Source organism: Microbacterium sp. Y547, from assembly GCF_057669785.1.
The window spans coordinates 218873-235552 of the sequence record NZ_JBYHFN010000004.1; the positions used below are offsets into that span (position 1 = coordinate 218873).

Annotated in this window: 12 protein-coding genes (1 of these 12 running past the window's edge); 9 read left to right on the forward strand and 3 right to left on the reverse strand. The window is 68.7% G+C overall.

Annotated elements, in window-relative coordinates; translation table 11 throughout:
• Together AC25Y0_RS08145 and AC25Y0_RS08150 are read left to right on the forward strand one after the other, a co-directional pair.
• Positions 1–5329: the 3' end of a Calx-beta domain-containing protein gene (locus tag AC25Y0_RS08145; protein WP_488134489.1), read on the forward strand. The gene continues 22184 nt to the left of window position 1, outside the view; only the last 5329 of its 27513 coding nucleotides appear in the window; its start codon lies beyond the left edge, outside the window; it ends in the stop codon at positions 5327–5329.
• A 73-nt stretch (positions 5330–5402) separates the two neighbouring features.
• Entirely contained in the window at positions 5403–6830 is a 1428-nt protein-coding gene (locus tag AC25Y0_RS08150) for a CCA tRNA nucleotidyltransferase (protein WP_488123646.1), read from the forward strand.
• 50 nt (positions 6831–6880) lie between these two features.
• Here AC25Y0_RS08150 and AC25Y0_RS08155 read toward each other — a convergent pair whose 3' ends face one another.
• Positions 6881–8053, reverse strand: coding sequence for a hypothetical protein (locus tag AC25Y0_RS08155; protein WP_488123645.1), 1173 nt, complete (start codon positions 8051–8053; stop codon positions 6881–6883).
• Between the two features lie 238 nt (positions 8054–8291).
• On the opposite strand from AC25Y0_RS08155, the gene rpsF reads away from it, so the two are divergent.
• The 4 genes from rpsF (at position 8292) to rplI (ending at position 10030) form a co-directional block, all read left to right on the forward strand.
• The gene (gene rpsF / locus AC25Y0_RS08160) at positions 8292–8681 is read left to right on the forward strand and encodes a 30S ribosomal protein S6 (RefSeq protein WP_488123813.1); all 390 of its coding nucleotides are present in this window, start codon (positions 8292–8294) and stop codon (positions 8679–8681) included.
• Between the two features lie 5 nt (positions 8682–8686).
• Positions 8687–9229 carry a single-stranded DNA-binding protein gene (locus AC25Y0_RS08165; protein ID WP_488123644.1) on the forward strand — a complete coding sequence of 181 codons (543 nt, stop codon included), beginning with the start codon at positions 8687–8689 and terminating at the stop codon, positions 9227–9229.
• Between the two features lie 83 nt (positions 9230–9312).
• Positions 9313–9567 (forward strand): 30S ribosomal protein S18, encoded by a 255-nt coding sequence (gene rpsR, locus AC25Y0_RS08170; RefSeq protein ID WP_045276591.1) that lies wholly within the window; start codon positions 9313–9315, stop codon positions 9565–9567.
• Between the two features lie 10 nt (positions 9568–9577).
• Positions 9578–10030 (forward strand): 50S ribosomal protein L9, encoded by a 453-nt coding sequence (rplI, locus tag AC25Y0_RS08175; RefSeq protein ID WP_488123643.1) that lies wholly within the window; start codon positions 9578–9580, stop codon positions 10028–10030.
• Between the two features lie 206 nt (positions 10031–10236).
• On the opposite strand, the gene AC25Y0_RS08180 is transcribed toward rplI, so the two are convergent.
• Together AC25Y0_RS08180 and AC25Y0_RS08185 are read right to left on the reverse strand one after the other, a co-directional pair.
• Positions 10237–11355: a chaplin family protein gene (locus tag AC25Y0_RS08180; protein WP_488123642.1), complete on the reverse strand. Its 1119-nt coding sequence runs from the start codon at positions 11353–11355 to the stop codon at positions 10237–10239.
• An 80-nt stretch (positions 11356–11435) separates the two neighbouring features.
• On the reverse strand, positions 11436–12392 hold the full coding sequence (locus tag AC25Y0_RS08185) for a hypothetical protein (RefSeq protein WP_488123641.1): 957 nt from the start codon (positions 12390–12392) through the stop codon (positions 11436–11438).
• A 469-nt stretch (positions 12393–12861) separates the two neighbouring features.
• On the opposite strand from AC25Y0_RS08185, the gene dnaB reads away from it, so the two are divergent.
• From dnaB to AC25Y0_RS08200, 3 genes are all read left to right on the forward strand, one after another.
• A complete protein-coding gene (dnaB, locus tag AC25Y0_RS08190) occupies positions 12862–14235 on the forward strand; it encodes a replicative DNA helicase (RefSeq protein ID WP_376129058.1) in 1374 nt (457 codons plus the stop codon).
• Between the two features lie 354 nt (positions 14236–14589).
• Positions 14590–15534 carry a YncE family protein gene (locus tag AC25Y0_RS08195; RefSeq protein WP_488123640.1) on the forward strand — a complete coding sequence of 315 codons (945 nt, stop codon included), beginning with the start codon at positions 14590–14592 and terminating at the stop codon, positions 15532–15534.
• The gene (locus AC25Y0_RS08200) at positions 15531–16622 is read left to right on the forward strand and encodes a Gfo/Idh/MocA family protein (RefSeq protein WP_488123639.1); all 1092 of its coding nucleotides are present in this window, start codon (positions 15531–15533) and stop codon (positions 16620–16622) included. The genes AC25Y0_RS08195 and AC25Y0_RS08200 overlap by 4 nt, the downstream gene beginning before the upstream one ends.
• The last annotated feature ends 58 nt before the right edge of the window (positions 16623–16680 follow it).

Consider the following 16680-nt stretch of genomic DNA (forward strand, 5'->3'; position numbering starts at 1 on the left):
CGACCGCATCACCGGTGGCACGGGTGACGACGACCTCATCGGCGGCCACAACGTCGCCGGCGGCAGCGACGCCGGCGACTTCGTCGACGGCGGCGACCAGAACGACGCGATCGCGGGTGACAACGCCAACCTGCTGCGCACAGGCGACATCTCGAGCCGTCGATTCCAGATCCTGACGGCCTCGGGGATCTACGGACAGGACACCGGATGCGCCAACATCGCGTCCGCCGGCGCCTGCGGCGTCGGCCCGACGAACTCCTACGACGACCCGCGCGGCGTCAAGGAGCGCGACGTCATGCTCTTCGACCACGACACGTCGACGCCGGCCGGTCGCTACGGCGACGACGTGATCGCCGGCGGCGCCGAAGACGACCTCATTTTCGGGCAGCTCGGCAACGACTGGATCCAGGGCGACGGCTCGGTGATCGACGACGCCGGCGTCATCACGATCGACGTGCGCACGACCCGCGAGTCGGTCGAGGACTGGGCCGGCGGCGGTCGTGACGGCGACGATTACATCGAGGGCAACGGCGGCGACGACGTGATCTTCGGTGGCCTCGGCCGCGACGACCTGATCGGCGGCAGCTCGGAGCTGTTCAGTCTCACGACACCCGCCCGCCGCCCGGACGGCGCCGACACGATCTTCGGTGGTGCGGGCATCCGCCTTATCCGAAACAACTACGGCGATCTCGAAGACGGCGGCCACGCGCGTGACAGCGACGTCATCCTCGGCGACAACGGCAGCATCCACCGCCTCGTGAAAGTCGTTCCCGGTGGTGCGGACGGCAACCCGTTCACGCCCGGCACCGCATTCCTCACGTTCAACTACGACACCTACGGCGGCAGCATCCGCCTTCTTCCTCGTGCGTACACGTTCCTCGACTACACGCAAGGCGTCGGCGTCGGCATCGGCGCGGCCGACGTTGTGCACGGCGAGAACGGTGACGACACCATCCACGGTCAACTCGGCGACGATGTGCTGTTCGGCGAGGGCCAGGACGACGACATCTACGGCGGGTGGGGCAATGACCGCATCTACGGCGGCACCGGGGTCGACGGCATCATGGGCGATGACGGCAAGCTGCAGACCAGTCGAAACGGCCTCGCCGAGCCGCTCAACAACCTGGCCACCGCCGACGCCCAGCGGTACGTGTCGATCCCGGGACCGTTCACCGGTGCGGAGATCTACATCCTGGGTGAACTGCTGAAGCGGGCGGACTTCGCGACCTGGATCGACGGCGCGGTCAACAACGATGTCCTGTACGGCGGACTCGGCGACGACTTCATGCACGGCGGCGAGGGCAGCGACTCCATGTCGGGCGCCGAGGCGATGCAGGAGTTCTACAACCGCGACCTGCGCATCGGAGCACTCACACGCCTCGCGACCGAACTGCAGCCGGTCGACACGGATCCGCTGCGCTACAACGCCGATACGACGATGTTCGCCGACTACGACGCCGACGACCCGCGCTCGATCATCCCGGGGTTCCTGCTCAACTTCGATGCGTACATGCTCGACGAGACCACGGGCGAAGTCATCGTGATCGACGGCGTCAAGGTCAAGAGCGACGACGGCCGCGACCGCATGTACGGCGACCTCTGGCACGACTGGCTCGTGGGGGGCACGAATTGCGACTGGCTCTTCGGCGGCTTCGGCGACGACTTGCTTCAGCTCGACGACAACCTCGAGACCGCAGGCGGCGCGAACACGAACCCCGAGAACGACGACCCGCGGTTCCGCGACGGGGACTTCGCCTTCGGAGGCGCCGGCCGCGACGTGCTCATCGCCAACACCGCCCAGGACCGCATGTTCGATTGGGGCGGCGAGTTCAACAGCTTCCTCGTCCCCTTCAGCCCGTTCGGCTCACCGACGGTGAACCGGGGATTCAGCCCGCACATCCGCGACTTCATCCGGGCACTCTCCGAGGCGGGCGGATCGGACGAAGGCCCCGGCGTGCCCTCCGGTGAGCCGTTCGACGAAGAGGCTCTGGTCGAGCCGAGCGACGGGCAGCTGTGGCAGGACCAGCACGGCGGTCCGCGCGACCCCCAGCCCGGAAACCTGCCCGGCGGCGGTCGCGACGACGTCGGCGGCCCCAACCTGCACTGCCCCTGCCAGCCGCAGACGCTGTTGCGCGTGGTGAAGTACGTCAACGGTGAGGATGCCAACCAGACCGGCCCGACGGTGGCGGCCGGGTCGGCCGTCGTGTGGACCTACGAGGTCTCGAACCCCGGGGCGGTCGCGATCAGGATCACCCGCATCCTCGACGACAACGGCACGCCCGCGAACCCCGCCGACGACTTCGTCCCCACTTACCTCTCGGGTGACCTCGACGGCGACGGCCTCGTCGATCCGGGCGAGGTGTGGCTGTTCCGGGCTGAGGGCATCGCACGCGCCGGCCGTTACCTGAACACCGTCACGGTCGAAGGCGTCGGCGCGAACGGGCAGTCCGTGCGCGACAGCGACCCGGCCGTCTACGACGGGGTGGCCGGTGCCCAGGTCGAGCTCGTCGTGCAGAAAGCGGTCAATGCGGTCGACCCGCTGCATCCCACCGTCGCCGAAGACGCGGACGCACCGAGCGGTCCGCAGCTCACCGTCGGCGCCGCGGTCACCTTCACGTACCTCGTCTCGGCGATCGGCGGCGGCGTCACCGGACTCGTCCTGATCGACGACAACGGCACGCCCGCCGACCCCACCGACGACTTCGCCGCGATCTACGTCTCCGGCGACGCCGACGGTGACGGCATCCTCGACCCCGGCGAGGTGTGGCTGTTCCGGGCGATCCGCACGGTCGTGCTCGGACCGTACGCGAACACCGTCCGCGCGTCGGGATCGGGCGGCGGGCGCACCCTCAACGCGACCGACATGGCCCACTACCTCGGTGTCCCGGTCGGCAGCGTGAGCATCCGAAAGGCCGTCAACGCCTCCGCGCCGCTCGCGCCGACCGCGGCCGACGAGGCCGACACCGCAGCGACGGCCAAGCTCGTCGCTCCCGGTGCACCCGTCGTGTGGACGTACCGCGTGACCAACCAGTCGGCGTTCAGTCTGCGGGACGTCGCTGTCACCGACGACAACGGGACACCGGGGGATGCGTCGGACGATTTCGCTCCCGTGTACGTCTCGGGCGACCTCGACGGCGATGGCGAACTCGACCCCGGCGAGGTCTGGCTGTTCACTTCGGCCGGTGTCGTCGGCCATGTCGCCGGCGTCGGCCTGTACGGCAACACCGCCGTCGTCACCGCGCGGGACCAGGCCGGCGCCCTGCTCACCGCCCAGGACATGGCCTTCCACCTGGGCGCGGTGGCCGCGCCGCATGTCGTGAAGCGCGTCAACGGCGAGGATGCCGCCACGGCGCCCGGCATCCTCGTGCCCGTCGGCAGCACAGTCACCTGGACCTACACGGTGACCAACACGGGGAACACGGCGCTCATGGTCGTCGTCGTCGATGACAACGGCACCCCCGGCGACCTCTCCGATGACATCGTCCCGGTGTTCGTGTCCGGCGACACCAACGGTGACGGACTGCTCGACCCGGGCGAGATCTGGATCTACCAGGCCACCGGCACCGCCCGGGTGGGCGCGTACGTCAACACGGTGACGGTGACGGCAGCCGTACCGGGGACGACCGTCACCGCGACGGTCACCGACGTCGCCCACTACACCGGTGTGCTGGTGCCGCCGTCGGGACTGTCCGTCCTGAAGCGCGCGAACGGACAGGACGCCGACAGCGCCGCGACCGCCGTCAGGGTTGCGGTCGGCTCGACGGTCGAGTGGACGTTCGAGGTGCGCCTGATACCCGGGTCCGTCGGGATCGGGGACATCGTCCTCGTCGACGACAGCGGCACTCCGTCGCCGTCGGACGACGTGATCCTCACGCTCCTCGGCGGCGACATCAATGGCAATGCCGTCCTCGACCCCGGCGAGGTGTGGCTCTACCGGTTCACGACGATCGCCCAGGCGGGTGCGCTGCGCAACGTCGCCCGGGTGAGCGGCGTCGACGCATACGGTACGACGCATGCGGCCGAGGATCCGGCGCATATCTTCGCGGCGACCCCCGGGATCCAGGTGAAGAAGGCGATCAACGCGCTCGATCCGTGGGCGCCCACGGTGCTGGAAGACGCCGACACGGCCGGGAGCGAACTGCTGAAGGGCACGCGCGTCGTGTGGACGTACCTCGTCACCAACACGGGCAACCTGGCGCTCGCCGTCTCGCTCACCGACGACCACGGCACGCATGCGAATCCCGGCGACGACTTCATTCCCATCTACGTCGGCGGCGATGTCAACGGCAACGGGCTGCTCGATCCCGGCGAGGTCTGGCTGTTCACCTCGGCCGGTGCAGTCGTGCACCACGTCGGCACCGCGCCGTATGTCAACGTCGCGACGGTGCGCGGCATCGATCCCCTGTCCGGGGTCACCGTGAGCGACGTCGATGCCGCCGTCTACCGCGTGGGCGCGAGGGCCGAGGGGCTCACTCCGGGGTTCTGGAAGACGAACGCCACCAACCGGGACGCGATCGCGTGGCCGAGACTCTCGGATGGCTCGCTGGTGTACCGGCCGGATCAGATGACGGGGAGCGTGTTCTCCGCGGCGACCGGTGTCTACGCCACCCGGACGCTGCACGAGTCGCTCGACAGCGGCGGCGGCGGGATCACGGCGCTGATGCGCGCGGCCGTGGCGGCGCTGCTGTCCGCCGCGCACCCCTACATCTCGTACCCGTACACGACGGCCGAGGTGATCGCCCTGACCAATGCCGCGCTCGCCAGCGGCAACAACGGCGTCATCAACGCGCAGATGCAGGAGTTCGACCGCTACAACAACTACGGCGCCGACCTCGACCAGCATGGTCGTCCCGGCACGGTCGCCCCCGCCCCGCCGATGCCGCCGCCTCCCTCTGAACCGCCGCCGCCGCCGTCGGACCCGCCTCCGTCGGACCCGCCGCCGAATCCCGATCCCGTCGCGCCGTCGCCGGAACCGACTCCGCCGATGCTGCCGTCGCTGAGTGTCTCCGATACATCGATTCGCGAGGGGAACACCGGGTCGGGTTCGGCTGCGACGGTGACCATCACCCTGTCGGCGATGATGACGACGGCCGTGACGTTCACCGTGTCGGTGATCGGCGGGACGGCCTCGAGCGGGGACTACAAGGGCAGTACGACGGCCACCCTCACGATCGCCGCTGGACAGACGACCGCGACGTTCTCGATCACGATCAAGCCCGACAAGAACGCCGAGGGCGACGAGACGATCGTTGTGGGGCTCTCCGAGGTCAGCGCGGGGGTGAGCGTCGCCGACGGAGAGGGCGTCATCACCATCATCGACGACGACTGAGCGGACGCGCGGGGCTTTCGTCGCGGTGATGGCGCGACGGACGCCGCGCACCGCTCTCGGTAGGCTCGAACCCATGCTCAATATGGCCGACGGTGTCGCGCGCCTGGCCGCGCTCGCGGAGTCTCCCGTCGTCTCGACGCTCGCGCGCGTCTTCGCCGACGCGGGGTTCGACCTCGCGATCGTCGGCGGGCCGGTGCGTGACGCGCTGCTCGGTCGCGAGACGAACGACCTCGATTTCACGACGAACGCGCGCCCCGACGACATCCTCCGAATCATCAAGCCCATCAGCACGGCGCAGTGGGACATCGGCCGCGCCTTCGGCACGATCGGTGCCAAGGTCGCCGGGGACCAGGTCGAAGTCACGACGTATCGGGCCGACAGCTACGACGGGGTCACCCGCAAGCCCACCGTCGAGTTCGGCGACACGATCGAGGCCGACCTCGTGCGCCGCGACTTCACCGTGAACGCCATGGCCCTGCGCGTGCCGTCGCAGACGCTCATCGACCCGACGGGCGGCGTCGAAGACCTCGTGCGCGGGGTTCTGCGCACACCGTCCGACCCGCACGTGAGCTTCGGCGACGACCCGCTGCGCATGCTGCGCGCCGCGCGGTTCTCGTCGCAGCTCGGCTTCGAGGTCGATCCCGCGACGGTTGCGGCGATCACCGAACTGCGCGCCACGCTCGCCATCGTCAGCCCCGAACGCATCCAGGGCGAGCTCGTGCGACTGCTGCAGACCGACGATCCGACACGGGGCATCCGACTTCTCGTGCAGACCGGGCTCATGGCCGAATTCCTGCCCGAGATCCCGGCCCTGCAGCTCGAGGTCGACGAGCACCATCACCACAAGGATGTCTACGAGCACTCCCTCACGGTGCTGCAGCAGACGATCGACCTCGAGCACGAGCGTCATCCGGATGCCGCCCCCGATGTCGCCCTGCGGCTCGCGGCGCTGCTGCACGACATCGGCAAGCCCGCGACCCGGCGGCTCGAGCCCGGGGGCGCTGTCACGTTCCACCACCACGACGTCAAGGGCGCCCGGCTTGCGCGCAAGCGCCTCCAGGCGCTGCGCTTCGACTCGGACACGATCTCGAGCGTGACGCAGCTCATCGAGCAGCACCTGCGGTTCTTCGGATACTCCGAGGGGGCGTGGACCGACTCCGCCGTCCGCCGCTACGTGCGCGATGCGGGCCCCCAACTGGAACGCCTGCACATCCTCACGCGCGCCGATGTCACGACGCGTAACCGACGCAAGGCCACGCGACTGCGCAACGCCTACGACGACATCGAGCGCCGCATCGCCGAGCTGTCGGCACAGGAGGAGCTCGCGTCGATCCGGCCCGACCTCGACGGCAATCAGATCCAGGCGATCCTGGGCCTCAGACCCGGGCCCGAAGTGGGCGAGGCGTACCGGTTCCTCCTCGACCTGCGGCTCGACGAGGGTGTGCTGGGCGAAGACGAGGCCGAGCGGCGTCTGCGCGCATGGTGGGCGGACCGCGCCTGAGCGGGCCCTCCCGCGCGGCGCACCGTCGCCGGGTCGGGATCGGGTGAGCCTCAGCGTCCGAGGAACGCCCAGATGAAGCTCATGATCTGCGGCAGCGACCACATCAGCACGATGACGGCCCCGACGATGATGACCGCCCACGGGATGCCGCGTTTCAGCCGGCGTCCCTCGGTGGCGACACCCGGGGGCGGGCGAAGCGCGCTGGGCGGTGCGGCGAAGGGCAGGTCGTCGTGCGGGGCGATGGCCGAGGCGGCCAGGCGGTCATCACGCCAGCGCTCCCACTGCGCGAGCTTGTCGAGCAGGGCGCCGACGACCGAGAAGAGCCACGCCCATGTCGCCGGGTCGAGGGTCGAGAAGTCTCGCTTGGCATAGAGGAACAGCCAGTCATCGACGATCTCGACATCGAGCGCGGCGGCGTTGTCGATGAACCGGGCCATGATGTCGGGCGTGAAGAGATAGAGCGCGTCGCGCTCGTAGCCGGTGGGGCAGTACAGCGAGAAGTAGTGGTTGAAGTCGCCCTCGAGACTCAAGCGCTGGTCTTTGTCGAACGAGGTCGGCAGGTTCGACCCGAACAGCCCGTTGTTGCCGAGGGCGTCGAGCACGATGTGCGGCAGCGGCACGTCGAGCTTGACGGCGACGTACCCCCACGCGTGCGTTCTGCGGTTCTTGCCCGAGCCGGTCGTGAAGCGGTAGTTGCCGAACTCAACGAACCTCGGATGCGTCCCGCGCACGAGGTCGAGGCTGTGCCGCGACGAGCCCAGACCGAAGATCATTCCGGGCAGGCGCGGATTGGCGAGCGTCGGCAGGTATCCCATGCCGTTCGCCTGCGCGAAGCGGTCAAGTCGATAACGGCGGGCCGCGGCTCCGCTGCCGACTGAGCGCGCGATCACCGTGACGATCACCGCCACGATGCCCAGCACGATCACGATGAAGACCGTCGCGCCGACCGCGACGAACCACGGCGGCGCGTTGCCCGAGACGGCCGACGTGAGGAAGGCGGTCGCGGTCGTCGACACCGAGAACAGCATCATGATCGCGACGGCAGCGACCGCGACGATCCCACCGACACTGCCCAGTCCCGCTCCGCGCAGCGCTCCCGTCGCCCGAAGCCGGTGCGTGAACGCGCGCACCTCGTCGCGGTCCACGGGCTCGACGAGTGGGCGGGCGTCGAACGAGGTCGATTCCTGTGGGTGATGCAGCGACATCCGTCCTCCCTGGGTCACGCCCCGCCCACGCTACCGGGCGTGTCGCTGCGTCCCCCGCACGGTCGCCGGGCGTGCCGTCAGGCCGGGCACTGCGCCGTGGCGCGGCATCCGGTAGCATAGGAGGGTTGTCCGTTCGCGTTCGATGCGCGGTAAGTCGGATGACGTGCACCACACCCTCCTGCTGTGAGGAGATTCCTCGCAGCCGTTCTAGTCCGAAGGAGGTGGGTTAGTGACGCACACACACCAGTACGAGCTCATGGTGATCCTGAACCCCGAGATCGACGAGCGCCAGGTCGCTCCGAACCTCGAGAAGTTCCTCAAGGTCATCACGAACGACGGTGGCACTGTCGACAACGTCGACATCTGGGGCCGCCGCCGTCTTGCCTACGAGATCCAGAAGCACACCGAAGGCGTCTACGCCGTCGTCAACTTCACCGCCACGAGTGACGCGACGCACGAGCTGGACCGCCAGCTCAAGCTCGACGAGCGCATCATGCGCACGAAGGTCCTCCGCGCAGAAGAGGCCATCGCGATGATCGCCTCCGAGAAGCAGCGCGCCGACGAGAAGGCCGCCCGCAAGGCTGCTGCTCCCGCCAAGGCCGCTCCCGCGAAGGCCGCTGCTCCGGCCAAGGCCGCGAAGGCGTAACGGCGATGGCCGGCGAGACGATCATCACCGTCGTGGGCAACCTCACGGCGGACCCCGAGCTGCGTTACACGCAGAACGGGCTCCCCGTCGCGAACTTCACGATCGCGTCGACGCCGCGCAACTTCGACCGCCAGGCCAACGAGTGGAAGGACGGCGAAGCGCTGTTCCTCCGCGCGAGCGTGTGGCGCGAGTTCGCCGAGCACGTGGCCGGTTCGCTGACCAAGGGCATGCGGGTCGTCGCGACCGGCCGCCTGAAGCAGCGCAGCTACCAGGATCGTGAGGGCAACAACCGCACCGCGATCGAACTCGAGGTCGACGAGATCGGACCGTCGCTGCGCTATGCGACGGCTCAGGTCACGCGCGCCGCGAGCGGTGGCAGCGGTGGTGGCAACTTCGGTGGCGGCGGTGGCGGCGGACAGTCGCGCCCCGCGCAGGTGGCGGAAGAGCCGTGGGCGACCCCCGGTTCCTCTAATGCTGCCGGCGGTGCCGCTGGCGGCGATGCCTGGGCGACGCCCGGTTCGTCCTACGGCGACGACACCCCGTTCTGATGCCGCCTCCCGGTCCCTGACCTCTGTGAAGGGTCAAGACCGGGTCACGGCAACAACTTTTCTCACTCTGTAAAGGAAACACCATGGCTGGAAAGGCAACCGGCGATCGCCGGAAGCCGCGGAAGGGCGCGAAGAACGCTGCCCCCGCGAAGTCGATCCGTGTCGGCGTCATCGATTACAAGGACGTCGCCACTCTTCGCAAGTTCATCTCGGAGCGCGGGAAGATCCGTGCTCGTCGTATCACCGGTGTCTCGGTGCAGGAGCAGCGTCTGATCGCCAAGGCGATCAAGAACGCGCGCGAAATGGCGCTCCTGCCTTACGCCGGCGCTGGCCGCTAAGGGGCATCCGATGGCAAAGCTGATTCTTACGAATGAGGTCGCCGGGCTCGGTAGCGCCGGTGACGTGGTCGAGGTCAAGAACGGGTTCGCCCGTAACTACCTCGTCCCCCAGGGCTTCGCAGTGGCGTGGAGCCGCGGTGGCGAGAAGCAGGTCGCGTCTATTCGCGCGGCCCGTGAATCGCGCGCGATCCACGACCACGAAGAGGCCGTCGCACTCAAGGACGCCCTTGAGTCCAACACGGTGCGTCTGCCCGTCAAGGCCGGAGCCGAAGGCCGCCTGTTCGGCTCGGTCAAGACCGGTGACATCGCTGACGCCGTCAAGGCCGCCGGTCTCGGTGACCTCGACAAGCGCAAGATCCACATCACCTCGGCGATCAAGTCGGTCGGCCAGCACGAGGCGACGATTCGCCTGCGTGATGACCTCACCGCCGTGATCACCCTCCAGGTGGTCGCCGCAAAGTAGATCAGGTCCAGGTCGAGCAGTCGTCGCAGACGACGTATCGAGACCCGCACCGATCGGTCGAGAACGGATGCCGCATCCCCACGGGGGTGCGGCATCCGTCGTTTCCGCTCGGTCCGTCGCCCGCGAAACAGAGTTCAGGCACAGTCCCTGCTGCGCGGGCGAGGTGGGGTGAGGAAGGCCCGCGGGCCGCGGCCCTCCCTCACAGCTCAGGCGCTGCGTCGACGCGCGACGAGAAGCACGCCTCCCGCCGCGAAGAGCGCAAGTGCCGCGCCCGCGAAGGGGAGCAGCGATGCGCCGCCGGTCTCGGCCAGCATGTGTCCGTCAGCCCCAGCGACCGAACCCGTGACGATCGAGCGGGCGCGTGCCGGGGCCATCGGGGTTCCGGACGTTCCCGGGGTGGTGACGGGGATGCCGGGCGTGCTGGTGGTGCCGGGCGGTCCGGGCGTGCCCGGGTCAGTCGGCGTCGATGGCGTCTCCGACGTGCTGTCACCGACAACCGAGATCGCGGTGCCGCCGAGTGTGATCGGCAGTGCCACGGGAGTGACGATCTGCGTCCCGCCGAGCAGCGAGTCGATCCCCGAGGTCAGCGGCGTGACAGCGGCGCCGGCAGACGTGCCCGTCGTCGCTGATCCGACCGAGGCGCTGTCACCGATCACCGAGATGGCGTTCCCGGTCGCGGTGACGGGCAGCGCGACGGGTGCGACGATCTGCGTGCCGGATGCGATGCCGTCGCGCCCGCCGGTGGTTGCAGCGGGTGTGGTGTCGGTCCCGGCCGGGGCCGTGGGCGTCGCCGCGGCCTCGGACCGGCTGTCGCCGAGCACCGAGATGGCATTGCCGCGCACGTCGATCGGCAGATCGAGAGAGATGGCGCCCTGCGTGCCGGACAGCGCCCCGTCGTCACCGCTCGTGGTCACTGCATCCGCGGGTGCGCGCTCCGCAGCCGGGGCCGCAGGTGCCTCCGACGCCGCCGAACCGCTGTCGCCGAGCACCGAGATGGCGTTGCCCGAGACCGTGATCGGCACCGCGACGGACACGAGCGCCTGTGTGCCCGACGCGGCGGCATCCGTCCCGCTTGTCGAAGCCGCGACGGCCTCGGGTGCCGAGGTGGCGGGAGCGGCCGAGGTCGAGGCCGTCGAGTCGCCGAGCAGCGAGAGCGACGTTCCGTCGATCGTGATGGGGAGCGAGAGGCCGACGAGGGCTTGCGTGCCGGACAGCAGACCGTCGTCTCCGGTTGTCTCCGCCGCGGTGGCGGCGGTTGCGCCCAGCAGCGTGACGCCGCCGGCGAGGAGCGTGCCCCACAGGGCGCGCTTGATGAAGGTGTTCATGATGTCTTCTTTCGAGTGAGTCGGATGGTGCACGCGAATGCGCGCGAGGATGCTCGCCGCCGGGGGCGGCAGAGCTCGACTCAATCGGGCGAAGCGTCGGTGGGGTCGGCGGGCGCCGGTGGCGCGTTGTCGTCCCCCGGCCCGGCCCGTCGCACCCAGGCACGGTGTGCGGCGAGAGGCAGGAGGGCGGCAAGCGCCCAGGCGCCGGAACCCGCACCGGCGGGTCCCGAAGACGAAGCGAGAGAAGGACAGGGGTCGCCTGTGAACCCGGGTGGGGCATGCCCGCTGGGCGAGGCCGACGAGGCGCTCGACGTCGCGGGAGCAGGTGCGGCGAAGACCCGTGCGGATGCCGCGGCGTGAACCTGCGGGCCGGCTGCGTAGGCCGTCGATCCCAGGTGGGCGGGCGCGTTCTGGGCGTCTGAAGCGGCCGCGGTCGAGGTGACGGCGGGGGATGCGGCGGGCTCGACGTGGTCGAGTGAGGGCGGGGTGGGAGCGGGGGCGAGGGCGCGGCCGACACCAGAAACGGCTTCGATCGTGGTGTCGAGTGCGTCATCGACGCCGGTGCCGATGGACGTGACGACCTCGTCGACGCCGAGGCCTGACACGACGGTCCCGACGACGGGAACGTCGGTGAGCACCTCGACGACCGGCGTCGTCACGGCGCTCACGACGCCGCTCGAGACGACCTGCTGCACGGGGGTCGTGACGGTGGTGACGGCCGTGTCCACCGCCTGGCCGACGGCTTGGACGGGCTTCTGAACCGGTGCGGGCGCGACATCGACGATCGATTCGACGACGTCGGACGCCGTCGACGTCACGCCGGACACAGTTGCTCCGAGCGCGTCCGTCGTGCCGCCGATGAGACTGCTCAGGGCACCCGTCAGACTGCGTTCGTCATCTGTGGACGCGTGCGCATCGGATGCACCGAGCCCGAAGAACACCGAGACCGCCGCGCCCGCGAACGCAGCGCTGATGCCCATCAGCGTTGCGCGAGCGAGCCTGCGCGGCTCGCTCCAGGTGACGGTCTCCACGTTCATCTCCCGAGATAAGAACGTCGTGCGCGTCCGGTTGAACGCGTCTGAGGGTGCCTGGGTGTCCGACCGTACCCGAGACCGCATCGGCTGTCGATGGACCCGGCGAGGTCTTTCGCACTGTGTCTGCGCCGGTGCCGATCGACCGAACCGGAAAATGGCCTCTGACCCGGCGCGTTCTCGAGTTGCGATTCGGGGTGAACTGTGTACAACCTCGCAACCTTCAACGCCTACCTGAACCACATCTTTGTCCACAGGCTGTGGAAATTGAAACCCCTGGTCAGTTGGACTATTCGTCCATAAAATCACCCGGGTGGCGAAAGTTCTCCACAGGACTTGTACACAAGGGTCACGGCGTTTCCTGCCCACTCTCCACACAGTTATCCACAGGCCGGTTTGCGAGTGTCGGAGGCCCTCCATAGCGTGGTCATCGAGCAGGTGGGTGACGCGCGTTCACGCGCAGAAGGGGTAGCGCATGTCGATCGCGGACATCTCTGAGGAACGTCTCGGAGGCCCCCGTGAGCATGAGCGCACACCCCCGCACGATCTGCTTGCAGAGCAGAGCGCCCTGGGCGGAATGCTCCTGTCGAAAGATGCCGTCGCCGATGTCATCGAGACACTGCGCGGCGCCGACTTCTACATCCCCAAGCATGAGCTGATCTTCGAAGCGATCCTCACGCTCTACTCGCACGGCGAACCGACTGACGTCGTCGCGGTCACCGACGAGCTGATCAAGACAGGTGAGCTGCAGCGCGCCGGTGGTGCGGACTACCTGCACACGCTCACCTCGATCGTGCCCACGGCCGCGAACGCGGGGTACTACGCCTCGATCGTGTCCGAGCGGGCGCTGCTGCGCCGTCTCGTTCAGGCCGGCACCCGCATCGTGCAGATGGGCTATTCGGGCCAGGGCGAAGCCGTCGACGTCGTCAACAGCGCGCAGGCAGAGATCTATTCGGTGACCGGTGCCGAGGTCGCCGAAGACTACGTCCCGCTCACGATCGCCGTCGATGCCGCCGTCGATGAGATCGAGGCAGCGCGCGGGCGCGATGGTCAGATGACCGGCATCCCCACGGGGTTCGCGGGTCTTGACCAGCTGACGAACGGACTGCACCCCGGGCAGATGATCATCATCGCGGCGCGGCCCGCGATGGGTAAGTCGACGCTCGCTCTGGACTTCGCCCGCTCGGCGGCGATCAAGCACGACATGCCGACGATCCTCTTCTCGCTCGAGATGGGTCGCAGCGAGATCGCGATGCGTCTCATGAGCGCCGAGGGCGCGATCCCACTGCAGGCGATGCGCAAGGGCACCCTCGACTCCCGCGACTGGACGACGATCGCCGCGACCCGCGGGCGCATCAACGACGCCCCGCTGTACATCGACGATTCCCCCAACATGACCCTGGTCGAGATCCGGGCCAAGTGCCGCCGGCTTAAGCAGCGCGTCGGGCTCAAGATGGTCGTCATCGACTACCTGCAGCTCATGACGTCGGGTAAGCGCGTCGAGTCCCGTCAGCAAGAGGTCTCGGAGTTCTCGCGTGCGCTCAAGCTCCTCGCGAAAGAGCTCGGTGTGCCGGTCGTCGCCCTGTCGCAGCTGAACCGCGGCGCCGAGCAGCGCTCCGACAAGAAGCCCGCGCTGTCCGACCTGCGTGAATCAGGCTCGATCGAGCAGGATGCCGACATGGTCGTGCTCCTGCACCGCGAGGCCGCGTACGAGAAGGACAGCCCTCGTGCGGGTGAGGCCGACCTCATCGTCGCCAAGCACCGTAACGGTCCCACCGACACGATCACGGTCGCCTTCCAGGGCCACTTCTCGCGCTTCGCAGACATGGCGCCCGGCGACTTCGGGTAGTTGTCAGCAGACGGCCTAGATGTACTGACCTCGACGTACGCGAGTCTGGAGTGGTCGTCGATCGCGGCGTGCACGGGGACCACTTTCCCGGAATCGACGCCACCACCGCCGCCGTCGTGCGGGAGATACCCATCTCCGCGGCGACGTGCGCGACCCCACGCCCGACTGGATGCGCTGCGGCGCGCCCGTGGTCGCTTCGCACGAACTCCGAACACGCCGGTCACCCGACCGCGGCGCGGGCAGTGGCGGCGGCGGCACTATCGTGCGGAGCACCACCGAGATCGAGAGCCCGAGCACCATGCCACGTCACTCCACCCGCCGCCCCGCCTGCGGCACGCGCGGAATTCCGCGGCGATGAGCGGTTCTCCAGGGCGTGCCGGTGCCGTTCTCGTCGTCAACAAAGCGGATGAGACGCTGGGGCTCGTCGACCTCTCATCCGAGCGCATGGTCGGCACCGTTCCACTGAGTGGAACCACCGGGCACGAAGTCGCCGTCTCCCCGGACGGCCGCCGGGCGGTGGTCCCGATCTACAGCGACGCGGGCGTCGGAAAGACGGGAACCGATGGTCGGACCATCGATGTCATCGACCTCGTCACCCGAGCGCGCGTGGCCACGATCGATCTCGGCGCACCGGCACGCCCGCATTGCGCGCGGTTCGTCGGCTCCACCCTGTACGTCACGGCCGAGCTCACGGACGAGGTGCTCGCGCTCGACGCCGAGACCTTCGAGGTGCGGGGTCGCATCCGCACCGGCGCACCGCACGCGCACATGCTCGCGCTGTCTGCCGATGGCGGGATCGGCTGCACGGCCAACGTCGAGCCGGGAAGCATCAGCGTCCTCGACCTCGAGACGCGCGCACCGCGCGCGGTCGTCCCCGTCGCTGAGCGGATCAACCGCATCGTGCTCTCATCTGACGGGGGCACGGCGTACACCGCTGACCAACGACGTCCGCGCCTGGCGGTCATCGACACCGCGGCCGCTGAGGTGCGCCGCTGGATCGATCTGCCGGGAATCGGATTCGGCGCCGCGATCACGACCACCGGTTCGATCGTCGTCGCGCTGCGACACGACGACGCGATCGCGGTGCTCGACCCAGAGTCGGGGCACATCCAGAACGTCATCGGCGTGCCGCGAGGCCCGCAGATGATCGTGCTGGACGCACAGACTCGCCGCGCCTACTCGGCTTGTCAGCACGACGAAGTCGTCGTCGAAGTGGACCTCGACCGGGGCGAAGTGACCCGTGAGGTCGCCGTCGGTCGCAATCCCGACGGAATCTGCTGGATAGAGGAGTTGCCGTGAGCACCACGACCGCACCATCACCCCTGCGCATCGGCATCGTGGGGATCGGATTCATGGGCCGACAGCACATCGACTTCGTGCGCCGATCACAGCGGGCGCAGCTCGTCGCAGTCGCGGATCCGATCGCCGACCTGGGCGGCGTCGGGTGCGCCGCCTACCGCGATCTCGAAGAGCTCCTCGGCGATACGGACGTCGAGGCTGTCATCCTCGTCAATCCGAACCAGTTCCACGTCGACTCCGCCATCGCGTGCATGCAGCGGGGCGTCGCGGTTCTGCTCGAGAAGCCCGTCGCGACGAGCTACGTGGAATCGCTTCGCCTGATCGAAGCGGTCGAACGTGAGCAGGGGACGCTCCTCGTCGGCCACCACCGCCGTCACCACCCGGCCATCGCGCGGGCCCGCGAAGCGCTGGCGAATGGAGCGGTCGGCGACATCGTCGGCGTCAGCGGAATGTGGGCGGCTCGCAAAGAAGACGAGTACTTCAGTGAGATCGACTGGCACCGCCGCCCCGGAGCGGGTGTCACGTTCATCAATCTCGTGCACGACCTCGACCTGCTTCGTCACGTGTGCGGCGAGATCGTCCAGGTGCACGCGATGCTGAGCTCGGCGACGCGCGGACTCGACGTGGAGGACTCTGCGGCGGTGACCGTGCGCTTCGAGAACGGCGCGCTCGGCAGCTTCCTCGCGACGGATGCCGGTGTCTCTCCCTGGGGCTGGGATCAATCGACCGAGGAGTCCATGCAGTTTCCCTTCCTGCCCGGTGGCGTCGCGTACCGCGTCACCGGCACGACCGGCGCGTTGTCGGTACCCGATCTCGCGCAGTACACCTACGGCGCCGACGTCTCGCCGAACTGGCACTTCCCGCTGTCGCGCACGTACCTGCCGGTGCAGCCGAAGAACACCTTCGAAGCGCAGCTGGACCACTTCATCGACGTCGCGCAGAAGGCTGCAGAACCTCTCGTCTCGGTCGAGGATGCGTCGCGCACGCTCGCGCTGATCGAGGCCGTGCACCATTCTGCCGTGAGCCGTGAGGTCGTCGATCTCGAAGCCTTCCGCGCTGATCGGCGGCGTTCCCACACCCGCGGGTGAGCGTCCGGGGCACGAGACGCCAGCGGCTTACTGGGTGGAACGACCTTTGCGACGCTCG